We start from the raw sequence: 12281 nt of genomic DNA on the forward strand, positions 1-12281 counted from the left end.
AATATCCAGCGAGGACTTTTGAAGTTTATTTAAGGATTTCTTTACGGATATTAGTTTTTGTCGACTATTCTTCGAAATCCTAGGGGTTGCCTTTTCAGGCAGCCCTTTTTTGTCGATAATACTTCTTTAAAATAACATAAAAGAAACGTTATCTTAACATTAGGTATTGTTCTTTGCAGCGACAAAAACTAGTACCGTAATGAATTTCAAAAAGTTAGCCCTTTATGGGTTATTCTTTCTTTTTCTATGTGTGCCTTTTTCTTATTCACAGGAATTTCAACCTTCAACTTTTGGCAACGGTTTATTAAACTTTATGGGCAAAGACAGCACTTGGTCTGCAAAGGTAGGGGCAAGAATGCAACTTTTATCTGTTTCAAGTTGGAGTAAGAATGATGAAGGCTATGGAAATCCAGAGCAAAACTTCTTGGTCCGTAGAGCACGACTAAAATTTGATGGTTTTGTTCACTCTCCAAAGCTTGTTTACAAGATAGAATTGGGGTTGTCAAACCGTGATATTTCAGGAGGGTCACAGTTCACTGGAAACACTCCCAGATATATTTTGGACGCTGTGGTAAAATGGAATTTTTACCAAAATTTTGTGCTGTGGTTTGGGCAAACCAAGCTGCCAGGAAACATAGAGAGGGTAATTTCATCAGGAAATTTACAACAGGTGGATCGTTCCTTGCTCAACAGCAGGTTTAATATTGATCGGGACATGGGGTTTCAGTTAAGGCACCATTTTACATTGGGCAAAAAGATGTTGGTCCGAGAAAAATTTGCTTTTTCCCAAGGAGAGGGCAGAAATGTCACCGAAGGCAATCTTGGCGGCCACCAATATACCTCCCGGCTGGAATTATTGCCTTTTGGCAAATTTACTGCCAAAGGTGACTACTTGGGAGCCGATCTGCAACGGGAGGAAACCGTAAAATTAATGCTCGGTGCTACATATGATATCAATAAGGATGCTGTGAAAACCCGAAGCAACATGGGCAACTATATGTTCAATGATGTGGGGCTTTACCAAACCGACATATCCACTGTGTTTTTAGACTTTATGTTGAAATACAATGGATTCTCATTTATGGGTGAATATGCCAATCGTGATTCGGACAGTCCCATTGCCCTAAACTCTGATGGCTCCGAAACGGGAGATACGGTGCAGGTTGGTAATGGGCTAAACCTACAAACAGGATATCTTTTTGAAAATAATTGGGAAGTTTCAGGACGGTTTACCAATATTCACTTAAATGAGACAATAACTGGGAAGGAACGTGAAAAACAATATACCTTGGGAGTTTCAAAATATATTGTTGGGCATAAATTAAAGGTACAAACCGATTTAAGTTACTTAACTTTAAGCAATGGCATTGATGAACTAATGTGGCGTTTACAAATGGAGGTACATCTCTAAAAGATAACCTTAACATAACTTAAGCATTGGTCTTTATCAAGATATTTGAACAATTTTTTCTGAAGTATTAACTATGGATAATATCTACCTCGTAATAATGGTTGCCCTGGCAGTTTTGGCCATCACAGATTTGGTCGTCGGTGTCAGTAATGATGCTGTAAATTTCCTAAACTCTGCACTGGGATCAAAAGCTATTTCCTTTAAGACCATAATGGTAGTGGCAAGTATTGGTATTGCCTTGGGTGCCATGTCATCGAGCGGGATGATGGAAGTGGCCCGAAAAGGTATTTTTAACCCTTCAGAATTTGTTTTCGCAGAGATCATGATAATTTTCATGGCAGTAATGATTACGGACGTGCTGTTGTTGGATTTTTTCAATACACTGGGCATGCCCACCTCCACTACGGTTTCCATTGTTTTTGAATTATTGGGTGCGGCTGTAGCCATGGCATTGATTAAAGTTTCAGGAACGGGTGGCGGCTTCGAAGCCTTGGGAAGCTACATCAATACAGATAAAGCCACAGAAATTATTTTAGGTATTTTGCTCTCTGTGGTCATAGCTTTTAGTATTGGGGCCATTGTTCAATTTTTTTCCAGATTATTGATTTCTTTCCGGTTCAATGAGCAACCCAAATGGATTGGCTCCGTTTTTGGCGGGTTGGCCATTACCGCTATCATACATTTTATCTTGGTAAAAGGATTAAAAAGTGCCAACCTGTTTGATGGAGCACTTACCGAGGTTGCCAACACACAACCTGAGCTTTTTTTACTGGGTAATTTTATCTTTTGGATGATTGTTTCTTTGGTGCTTACCTCTACTTTTAAACTTAACATCTATAAAATCATTATTACTTTGGGAACATTTGCATTGGCCATGGCCTTTGCAGGGAACGATTTGGTAAATTTTATTGGTGTACCCATTGCAGCTTGGCAATCCTTTCAGGATTGGCAGGCTTCTGGAATTGCAGCTTCTGAATATTCCATGGGTGGATTGGCCGCGGCAGTACAAACCCCAACATATTTATTGTTGATTTCCGGATTGGTGATGATCATTACCCTTTGGCTATCCACCAAGGCACGTTATGTAACAGAGACCGAAATCAATCTTGCGCGCGAAGGGGAAGGGGAAGAACGCTTTCAACCCAATTTTCTTTCAAGGCAAATTGTGAAATTCTCAATGACAGCATTCGACAGTTTGTCCAATACCGTCCCTAATGGATTTCGTAGTCGGGTTTCGGGAAGACTTACCAAACCCAACCAATACATTCCTAAAGGCAAAGTGCAAGATATGCCTGCCTTTGATATGGTAAGGGCCTCTGTAAACCTCATGGTGGCCAGTGTACTTATTTCTGTGGCCACTTCCATGAAACTACCGTTGTCAACTACCTATGTAACCTTTATGGTGGCCATGGGAAGTTCGTTGGCTGATCGGGCATGGGGCTCCGAAAGTGCGGTGTATAGGGTAGCCGGTGTACTCAATGTTATTGGAGGTTGGTTCTTTACGGCCATTTGTGCTTTTGTGGCGGCAGCTACCATTGCGTATTTACTTCACATAGGAGGCTTTGTTGCTCTTATTTTACTATTGGTTTTTGCCGGAGTGCTTTTGGTCAGAAATTATTTGAGCCATACCCGTAAAAAAGTAGAAAACAAAGTAGATGATATCTTAAGAAAGGCCGAGAGCAGTTCCATACAAGGGGTTATTGAAGAAAGTGCAACCAATATTGCCAGTGTTATTAAAAGAAGCAACAAGATATATACAGGTGCCATAAACGGTTTGGCCAAACACGACCTTGAGGCCTTAAAAAAGAACAATAAGGGAGTTAAAAAGTTATCCAAGGAAGTGGATGGTCTCAAAAACAACGTATACTATTTCATCAAAAATTTGGATGAATCCAGTGTGGGAGGAGCCAGTAACTTTTATATTACCTTGCTGGGTGTACTCCAAGATTTTACACAATCATTGGAATATATTTCCAAAGTAAGCTACACCCATGTACGCAACAATCACAAAAAGTTGAAGTACAACCAAATCAAGGAACTTAAGGATTTAGATCATCTGTTGGAAGATTTGTTCCACAAGACCGATGAAACTTTCAGTCAAAAATCCTTTGATAATATTGCCCGAATTTTAGATAATAAAGACCAGTATTTTGATTTGATTTCGGAGAAAATGGAAAAGCAGGTGGCCCGTACAAGAACCGAGGAGACCAGCCCAAAGAATACCACATTGTACTTTTCACTGCTCACTGAAAGCAAGGATATGGTTAAAGCCACCATTAAATTATTGGAGCTCTACTATTCTGAGCATGATAGTACCGTGGAGCCTGCTCGAATAGAAAAGTAAAAAACCGCATAGTTTATGTATTTTTGAGCTATGCGTTACTTTATTTTATTCTTGGCGGTCTGCCATAGTACCATTTCCCAGGCACAGGATATCACGGCCCAACAACTTTTGGACAAAACCATTGCGTTTCACGACCCCAATGGCATTTGGAAAACCTTTGATGGTGAGTTCAAAGTGCTCATGGAAACTCCCAACTCCAGCGACAGGTTGAGCACGATAACGCTCAATATTCCAAAGCAATACTTTCAACTCTTGGTAGAAAAGGATGGGGTTTCCTATAGCTATGCTTTTGACAAAGGAAACTGTATCACCACACTTAACGGTTCCACTGATATAAGTGATGAGGATAGAAAGACCTACAGGCTTACTTGTGACCGTGGGGAAATGATGAAAAATTACTACACGTATCTCTATGGGCTTCCGATGAAACTGAAGGATCCTGGCACTCTTTTACATGATAAAGTGCAAAAGAAGACCTTTAAAGGAAAGGAATACTTGGTGTTGAAGGTTACTTATGACGAAAAGGTAGGCAGTGACGTTTGGTATTTCTATTTTGACCCTAAGACCTATGCTATGGAAGTGTACCAATTTTACCATGATGAAAGCAAAAACGATGGGGAGTATATTCTTTTAGAAGGCCTGGAGGAAATCAATGGTATACAAATGCCAAAAACCCGGGCTTGGTACATGAACAAGGACGACAAGTATCTGGGCACGGATATTTTGACCAAATCTTAGTCAAAAGTAACTACCTACCTATAAAAATTCATCTCATCCATATATTTCCAAACCGCATAAGGAAGCAAAGGCCTTATGTTCTTGCCTTTTTTATGCTCCCTGCGAATAAAGGTGGAGGAAATCTCCATAATGGGTGCATTGACCTTGGTAATTTTGGGGTGATCCTTAAACTGATGGTCCATTTTTCCTTCTGAAATTCTAGGATACACATAAAGGGAATAATGCTCCAAGATGGTTTCATAATTTTTCCACTTGTGGAAGCTTTTTAGGTTATCCTCTCCCATAATCAACGAAAATTGATGGTCTTTCCCATAGCTTTCATCCAAATGAACCAGCGTATTTATGGTATAATTGGGTTGTGGTAGATCAAACTCGATCTTGCTGGGTTTTAATTTGGGATACTCCTGCACGGCTTCATACACCATTTGATACCGATGATGGTCATCCAACAAGGATTGTTTGGTCTTAAAGGGACTTTGTGGGGTAATCACAAACCAAACCTCATCCAAATCTGAAAACTCCACCAAATGGTTGGCTATCACCAAATGACCAATATGAATAGGGTTGAATGTTCCAAAGAAGAGCCCTACCTTTTTCATTGTGCTAATCTTCTTTTCGATTCTTAGCGCCAACAAAATCAGCTACCAAGGCATGGGCTTCTTTTAAGGCCACATCCAAATCGTAGTTTTTGATGATTTTATCAAATTGGGGGGCCGTGGCAAGTTCCACGGATGCCTTTGCTATCCGCATATTGATTTTGTCATCGCTTTCGGTGCTACGCTTCTTTAATCGGATTTTGAGCTCATCCACACTGGGTGGCTTCACAAAAACGGCTAAGGTCTCTTCTGGAAATTTCTTTTTGATTCGAAGTCCCCCAGAAACATCAATATCAAAAATGACATTTTTTCCTTCGGCCCAAAGACGTTCCACCTCACTTTTTAAGGTGCCATAAAAATTATCGCGATAGACTTCCTCCCACTCCAAAAAATCCCCTTGTTTAATATGCTTTTTAAACTCGGAAATGGACATGAAATAATAATTCTCCCCGTGTTTCTCCTTTCCTCTTCTAGGTCGGGAGGTGGCAGAAATGGAAAAGGCAAGATTCAGTTCGGGTTGGTCCAGTAAATACTTGACAATGGTAGTTTTTCCACTCCCGGAAGGTGCTGAAAAAATAATAAGTTTCCCCCCTTCTGTCATAGTACATTGAGCATTTGTTCTTTGATCTTTTCCAATTCATCCTTCATTTGCACCACCAATTGCTGCATGGGAGCATAATTGGCCTTGGAACCAATGGTATTGATTTCCCTGCCTATTTCCTGAGCGATGAATCCCAACTTTTTCCCGTTGGAGTCGTCGGATTTCAAAGTAGTTTCAAAATAATTCAAGTGATTGGCCAAGCGTACTTTCTCCTCGGTAACATCGTACTTCTCCAAATAGTAGATCAATTCCTGTTCAAATCGATTGGCATCCAATTCAACCTTAAGATCGGACACAGCCTTTTCCAAACGTTCCCGCACTGTTGCCAAACGTTCGGGATCCATGGTGTTGACTTGATCCAGCAAAGAGGTCAAATTTTTAAGACGTTCCACAAAATCCTGCTCCAACACTTTTCCCTCTTCACTCCTGAACGTATTAATTTCGGAAAGTGCTTGTTTCATGGCTTCTTTTATGGCCTCATATTCAGCTTCGTCAATATCGTTCTTGTCGGTTTTAAGCGTGTCGGGCATGCGCAATGCCAATTCCAACAGTTTTATATCATCTCCCTTGGCTATTTGGGCCAATTGTTCCATATAATTTTTAACCACCCCTTTATTGATTTCAGCCGTGGTTTCTTCCCCGGTGATTTCAACATAGAGCCCCAAATCCACCTTTCCGCGAACAAGCTCATCAGCTATCATTTTCCGAAGTTCCAATTCCTTTTCTCGATAGGATTGCGGAATTCTGGCATTGATGTCCAAACTCTTACTGTTAAGCGATTTGAGTTCCACAGTAATTTTCTTGGATGGAAGCTGCGCCACATGCTTCCCAAAACCGGTCATGGATTGAATCATATAGAAATGTATATTTCGCCAAAGGTAACCAAAATAGCTTTTGGCCCCTTGACCTTCATGAATGTGGGATTTAAGAAGAGAAAATTATTCCAACTCCCTTACCCAAATGTTTCGGTAACTTACCCTACTGTTATCACCATGGTCTTGAAGCCGAAGTGGCCCTTTGCCATGCACTGGGTTTTTAGGCCAACCGATATAGGGTGTGGTTCCTTTGATTTCTACATTATCCTGGATAAGAACACCGTTGTGAATCACCGTAAGCGTTCCTGATTTGACTTTTTGGCCTTTCTCGAATACCGGCTCATGATAAATGATGTCATAAGTATTCCAATCCCCAGATGGGACCGAGGCCATGGCCAACGGAGTATGTTGTTTGTAGATAGACCCAACTTGCCCGTTCACATAGGTGTCGTTATTGTTGTTGTCCAAAACTTGTACTTCGTACAATCCAGCAAGGAAAACACCGCTATTGCCCCTACTTTGATTTCCACCCTGTATTTCGGCGGGGGATCTCCATTCAATATGCAGCTGTATGCTTCCAAAGTTTTGTTTCGTCTGGATATCTCCAGTTCTGTTTGCCACGGTCATACTGCCATCCTTGTTCACCGTCCATTTGGCGGCGGTACTGTCCACCGTACTTATCCATTTATCCAAATTACTCCCATCAAAAAGAACAATGGCATCGCTGGGTGGTGCACCTTCCTTTCCCGGAGTTACAACGGGCACAACGGGTTCATAAAATTCGGTTTGTTCCGGTTTGGTGGGTTCTTCTTCCAGTTGGGCGAAACCGCTAGTGGCAATCAATACCAATAAAACCAATAGAATACTTCTTAACTTCTGCATCTTATAATTCTTTAATCTTAATATTTCTATAACCAATTACAATGGGTTCACCGTGGTGTTGCAATGCGATTTTTCCTGTTCTGAACTTGCCAAAAGCTTCCCAGTCGGCAAACTTGGATTTGGAAACCATCTCATTCCAGGCATCTCCATTTACTGGAAACTCAGCAACCGTATTGTCGTTCAGAACCACACTACCCTCATTCGTTTTATGGTTAATGGTAATCACAAAATGATTCCACTCTCCAACCGATTTTACCGCAGTGGAATCCGTAGGAATCATATCGTACAAAGCGCCTGCTTGGCGAGTTGGGCCATTTTTTCCATCTGGGTGACCAATATTGTCCAATACTTGGATTTCTGGCCCTGTATTATAAGGCTCACCGTACTTTTCATCTTCTACAACACCCCACATGACACCACTGTTGGCACCTTCGCTCACCATCCACTCCAAAGAAAGCTCAAAATTGGTGTATTCATTATCAGTGACCAAGTTAAAGTGCTTCCCTTCAGATTCATTCAAAGTAGGGTCAAAAATCATGGCGCCGTCTTCTATTTTCCATGGCGCTCCTACCGCTTCTCCGTTATAAATATGCCACCCATCAAACGATGAACCATCAAACAAAACGGTCCATTCCAGTTCTTGCACAGCTTCCATTTCTTCTTGTTCAGCTTCTTGCGAAGCGTTTTCCTTGGGTTTTTCTTTGCAGGCAAAGACCATGGCTAACACTGCTAATAGAATTGGTTTTTTCATAATCCCAGTATGTTTTTAAGTTTTTCAGTATCCACATCAGCTCCAGCAAAATCATCAAAGGTTTTTTGGGTGGCTTCAATAATGTGGTCCTGAATGAATTTGGCACCTTCACGGGCACCTTGTTCTGGACTTTTGATGCAACATTCCCATTCCATTACGGCCCAAACATCGCATCCGTATTGGGTCAATTTAGAGAAAATGGTCTTAAAATCGATTTGGCCATCACCCAACGAACGGTAACGCCCCGCTCTATCTCCCCAATCATTGTAACCGCCAAAGGCTCCTTTTTTTCCCGTGGGATTGAACTCAGAATCTTTTACGTGGAACGACTTGATAAACTCATGGTAAAAGTCGATGTACTCAATGTAATCCAATTGTTGAAGAACGAAGTGACTTGGGTCGTACAAAATGTTTACCCTTTTGTGGTTTCCGGTAGCTTTTAGAAAGCGTTCAAAGGTATCTCCATCATGAAGATCTTCCCCAGGGTGAATTTCATAACACACATCCACACCTTCTTCATCAAAATGGTTAAGGATGGGCATCCATCTTTTGGCCAATTCCTCAAAACCCATCTCCACCAATCCAGGTGGCCGTTGTGGCCAAGGGTGCATGGTATGCCAAAGCAAGGCTCCAGAAAATGTAGCATGCGCGGTAATCCCCAATCTACGGCTGGCTGTGGCTGCTTTTTTTACGGTTTCCACAGCCCATTTTGTGCGTTCTTTAGGTTTTCCATGAAGTTCTGCCGGCGCAAAGTTGTCGAACATGATATCGTAGGCCGGGTGAACCGCTACCAATTGTCCCTGCAAGTGGGTAGACAATTCCGTAATCTCAAGGCCATAGGAGTTTATTTTTCCCTTGAGTTCATCACAGTAATCCTGACTTTCGGCAGCTCTATCCAAATCGATAAGAAATGATTCCCATGTTGGAATTTGAATTCCTTTATAGCCAAGGCCAGAGGCCCATTTGCATAATCCATCCAGCGAATTGAATGGTGGTTGACTGTCCACAAATTGTGCTAAGAATACAGCCGGTCCTTTAATAGTTTTCATTTAATTTGGTTTTATGAATCGACAAATCCGCAAAATTTTGCGATTTATCCTCTATATTTAAAAAATTTCTATGATATTTTTATTCCCCATGTAGAAAACATAAATATAGGAATTCGCCAACAATAAAAGCAACATAAAGTTTTTTAAATCCCTGCTTATGGAAAATGCATCTGCCCGAAATCTATGGGGTGATTTTTTGGACGCCCATTTGGAGTTTGCTTCCAAAGATGCTCCCAAAGTCATTCGTTATTATGATAATGAACAAGACACAAATGCTTGTGTCGATTTAATCTGTAAAGAAACCAAAAGAGCGGTTTCACATTCACTTGCGGGTTTACAACAGCGAAACGAACCATTGCCTAAAATCGGAGAGTTTTCGGTGGTCACGGATTGGGAAGGAAATGCAAAATGCATCATTCGTACCACCACGGTGAAACTGGTTCCTTTTTTTGCTGTCCGTGAAGACCAAGCAAGATTGGAGGGTGAGGGCGACAAAAGTCTGGAACACTGGAAAAAGACCCATTGGTCCTATTTTTCCCGTGAACTTGCCATCTTTGGCAAGATTCCCCGCGAAAGCATGATTGTGGTCTTTCAAGGAATTGAACTGCTTTTTAAACGATAAAAAATGGCCGCAAGTTGCGGCCATTTACTTTATTCAAGGGATGGTTTAGTCCATATCCACCCAGATGTTACCTTGTTTATGCGAGGCAACGGTACTTTCAATGAAGTTTAATCCCCGAACACCATCCAGCATGGTTGGGAACTCACCGTCATTGTATTTTTCTCCCCTGATGGCCCTTGCGACGCCAAGGTAGATATTGGCCATGGCATCAAAAATACCTTCCGGGTGTCCGGGAGGCAACTTGGTGCCATCCAAGGAAAGTTCAGAGTTATAGGCATGCCCCGGCTTATAAATTTGTACCGGTTCTGTGTCACTTAGTCTATACAAGAAATTTGGCTTTTCCTGTTCCCACCTGAAAGCACCCTTTTCTCCATAAATGGCAATGGCCAATCCGTTTTCCTCTCCGGTTGCCACCTGACTGGCCCTTATCACTCCTTTTACATTCTTGCCAATTCGTATAAGCACCGTACCGTCTACGTCCATTTGGTTGTCATCGTACATATAATTGAAATCGCACAATAGGGACTTCACTTGCAATCCCGTGGTAAACTCAACCATATTAAACGCATGCACTCCGATATCTCCCATACAAGAACTGATTCCCGCCTTTTTGGGATCCAATCGCCATACGGATGAGCGTTTTTCCTTATCATGGATGATAGGATTGATCCAACCTTGGTAGTATCGGGCGTCCACTTTGTGGATTTTACCCAATTCCCCAGCTTTGATCATTTCGCGCATTTGGCGTACCATAGGGTATCCAGTATAGGTATGGGTCACCGCAAAAACAGTTCCTGCTTTGGCCAAGGTATCCTGAAGAATTTTGGCTTCCTCATATGTGGTGGTCATCGGTTTTTCACAAATGACATGAAATCCATTTTCCAAAAGCTTTTTGGCCATGGGAAAGTGCAGAAAGTTGGGCGTTAAAATGGAACACACTTGAATTCGTTCGTCTTCTGGAAGCTTCAACTCCTCCTCTACCAACGTATCAAAATCCTTATAGATACGGTTGGTTGGGACATCAATTTCCTTTGCAAAGTTTACATTGTCCTCAAAATTTGGGTTGAAGACCGCCCCTACAATTTCATAGTTGTCATTGATGAAAGAGGCTACTCTGTGCAATACTCCAATAAGGGAGTCTCCACCTCCTCCAAGAATTCCAAGTCTGATTTTTTTTGGCATTTTTATCTTATTTTATTCTTATCAATTCAATTTGTTATACAATCTCTTCTGATGCATGGCCCTGGGGCACCCGTCTTTCTTCCAGTTTTTTCCGGAACATAAATAGGATAAGGAACAACACACCAACAGTTAGGGGGAAGAACATCATTTTTCCCAGGGTTGCCTTACCTGCGGTAAGCTCTGCAATCTCTTCTGCTAAACCTGTGGAAATTGCAGCCTCTTTGGCATCATCCAACCAAGTACCGATCACAGGTTGCCATATGGATGTGGAAAACATTCCAGCACCTCCTACCAAGGACATTCCCAAGGCCCCTGTTTTGGGCAAATACTCTGAGGTAAACCCAATCATGGTAGGCCAAAAATAACAAACTCCCAGTGCAAAAAGAACTGCAGCCAAATAAATCATGGATCCTTCTGCAATACTCATGCTATATACTGCTGCCGTGGTAATAATGGCTGACATGAGTAGCACACCTATCGGGTTCAATCGGTGTACAATAGGCCCAGCAAAATATCGACCTAGGGCCATAATACCAGTTACCATAGCCAACACCAACATAGGACTAGCCCCTGAATTACCCAAAATAGTTTCTACCCATTGTTGCGGACCAAATTCAGAAATTGCAGTCAAGGTCATACATATCAATATGAAAATGAAAAGGGGATCTACCAATGACTTGATGTTTGTAGCAGTGTCTTTTTCGATATGTTCACTTTCAGGAAGTTCTTGTTTAAAGAACATGTATCCATAGATAAGTGTTGGGATAAGCATAACACCAATCTGCAATTGCCATCCCATACCAAAATCGGTCATAAACTTGGAAATCAAGGAACCGATCACAATCCCTCCGGGAAACCACACATGAAACTTATTCAGCATAGCTGTACGGTTTTTGGTATACATATCCGCAATCAATGGATTACAAGCGGCCTCAACGGCACCGTTGGCAAACCCTATAAAGAACGTGGAAATGATAAGGGTCCAAAAGCCTCCTGCGAAAATGGTCAATAGTAACCCCAAAAGGTGCGAAAAGAAAGCGGCCACCATAATTTTTTTGGGGCCCAATTTGTTATAAAGAAGTCCTCCAATAATCATGGCTACTGGAAAACCAAAAAAGGCCATACTATTTATCCAACCCAATTTTTGGTTGGAAATCTCAAACTCCTCTCCCAATTGGGTCAATATACCTGCCCGTATGGCAAAGGTCATAGCTGTAACCACAAGGGAAATACATGCCGCTATAAAAATTTGATTCTTGTTTACTTGTTTCATTAGGTCCGATTTATTCA

The 12281-nt window shown here is 41.6% G+C and carries 12 protein-coding genes; 4 read left to right on the forward strand and 8 right to left on the reverse strand.

The window, feature by feature from the left end; translation table 11 throughout:
- The first annotated feature begins 199 nt into the window (after positions 1-199).
- From J0X14_RS00690 to J0X14_RS00700, 3 genes are all read left to right on the forward strand, one after another.
- Positions 200-1411, forward strand: coding sequence for a porin (locus J0X14_RS00690; RefSeq protein WP_207095844.1), 1212 nt, complete (start codon positions 200-202; stop codon positions 1409-1411).
- Between the two features lie 73 nt (positions 1412-1484).
- Entirely contained in the window at positions 1485-3755 is a 2271-nt protein-coding gene (locus J0X14_RS00695) for an inorganic phosphate transporter (protein WP_207095845.1), read from the forward strand.
- A 30-nt stretch (positions 3756-3785) separates the two neighbouring features.
- Positions 3786-4493: a DUF6503 family protein gene (locus J0X14_RS00700; RefSeq protein WP_207095846.1), complete on the forward strand. Its 708-nt coding sequence runs from the start codon at positions 3786-3788 to the stop codon at positions 4491-4493.
- Positions 4494-4507: 14 nt separating this feature from the next.
- Here the strand turns inward: J0X14_RS00700 and nadD are convergent, their stop codons facing one another.
- The 6 genes from nadD to J0X14_RS00730 form a co-directional block, all read right to left on the reverse strand.
- Positions 4508-5092, reverse strand: coding sequence for a nicotinate (nicotinamide) nucleotide adenylyltransferase (gene nadD, locus J0X14_RS00705; protein WP_207095847.1), 585 nt, complete (start codon positions 5090-5092; stop codon positions 4508-4510).
- A 4-nt stretch (positions 5093-5096) separates the two neighbouring features.
- A complete protein-coding gene (gene gmk / locus J0X14_RS00710) occupies positions 5097-5690 on the reverse strand; it encodes a guanylate kinase (RefSeq protein WP_207095848.1) in 594 nt (197 codons plus the stop codon).
- On the reverse strand, positions 5687-6544 hold the full coding sequence (locus J0X14_RS00715) for a YicC/YloC family endoribonuclease (RefSeq protein ID WP_207095849.1): 858 nt from the start codon (positions 6542-6544) through the stop codon (positions 5687-5689). Before J0X14_RS00715 ends, gmk begins: the two co-directional genes overlap by 4 nt.
- Positions 6545-6628: 84 nt before the next feature.
- Positions 6629-7387, reverse strand: coding sequence for a DUF1080 domain-containing protein (locus J0X14_RS00720; RefSeq protein ID WP_207095850.1), 759 nt, complete (start codon positions 7385-7387; stop codon positions 6629-6631).
- Position 7388: 1 nt separating this feature from the next.
- Complete coding sequence (locus tag J0X14_RS00725; RefSeq protein ID WP_207095851.1) at positions 7389-8138, reverse strand: DUF1080 domain-containing protein; 750 nt, start codon at positions 8136-8138, stop codon at positions 7389-7391.
- A complete protein-coding gene (locus J0X14_RS00730) occupies positions 8135-9187 on the reverse strand; it encodes a sugar phosphate isomerase/epimerase family protein (protein ID WP_207095852.1) in 1053 nt (350 codons plus the stop codon). Before J0X14_RS00730 ends, J0X14_RS00725 begins: the two co-directional genes overlap by 4 nt.
- A gap of 157 nt (positions 9188-9344) precedes the next feature.
- Between J0X14_RS00730 and J0X14_RS00735 the strand changes: the two genes are divergently transcribed.
- Positions 9345-9809, forward strand: a complete 465-nt coding sequence (locus J0X14_RS00735; RefSeq protein WP_207095853.1) for an ASCH domain-containing protein — start codon at positions 9345-9347, stop codon at positions 9807-9809.
- Positions 9810-9854: 45 nt separating this feature from the next.
- Here the strand turns inward: J0X14_RS00735 and J0X14_RS00740 are convergent, their stop codons facing one another.
- Both J0X14_RS00740 and J0X14_RS00745 read right to left on the reverse strand, forming a co-directional pair.
- Positions 9855-10991, reverse strand: a complete 1137-nt coding sequence (locus J0X14_RS00740) for a Gfo/Idh/MocA family protein (protein ID WP_207095854.1) — start codon at positions 10989-10991, stop codon at positions 9855-9857.
- Between the two features lie 34 nt (positions 10992-11025).
- Positions 11026-12264, reverse strand: a complete 1239-nt coding sequence (locus tag J0X14_RS00745) for an MFS transporter (protein ID WP_207095855.1) — start codon at positions 12262-12264, stop codon at positions 11026-11028.
- Positions 12265-12281 lie beyond the last annotated feature (17 nt).

Origin of the sequence: Allomuricauda sp. CAU 1633, from assembly GCF_017313225.1 — a bacterium.
Classification (GTDB): domain Bacteria; phylum Bacteroidota; class Bacteroidia; order Flavobacteriales; family Flavobacteriaceae; genus Flagellimonas.